1 protein-coding gene is annotated in these 421 nt (G+C 63.7%); it reads left to right on the forward strand.

The genetic code is table 11. The annotated features are described in order from the left end of the window. Positions 1 to 398: MFS transporter (locus C1J00_RS48755; protein ID WP_146046450.1), on the forward strand; the 398-nt coding region annotated here is incomplete at its 5' end. Between the last annotated feature and the right edge of the window lie 23 nt (positions 399 to 421).

A 421-nucleotide genomic window follows, 5' to 3' on the forward strand; every position in this document is an offset into this window, starting at 1 on the left:
GCCCTGTAGCCGCCCGGCTCGGCGAAAGGCGGGCACTCATGCTCGGAATGATTGCCGACGGCACAGGCTACATCCTGCTTGCCTTCGCGACACGGGGATGGATGGCGTTCCCGATCATGGTCCTGCTTGCTTCGGGTGGCATCGGAATGCCGGCGCTGCAAGCAATGTTGTCCAGGCAGGTGGATGAGGAACGTCAGGGGCAGCTGCAAGGCTCACTGGCGGCGCTCACCAGCCTGACCTCGAACGTCGGACCCCTCCTCTTCACGGCGATCTATGCGGCTTCTATAACAACGTGGAACGGGTGGGCATGGATTGCAGGCGCTGCCCTCTACTTGCTCTGCCTGCCGGCGCTGCGTCGCGGGCTTTGGAGCGGCGCAGGGCAACGAGCCGATCGCTGATCGTGGAAACGATAGGCCTATGC

The sequence above is a fragment of the Streptomyces cahuitamycinicus genome, from assembly GCF_002891435.1.
Taxonomy (GTDB): Bacteria; Actinomycetota; Actinomycetes; order Streptomycetales; family Streptomycetaceae; genus Streptomyces; species Streptomyces cahuitamycinicus.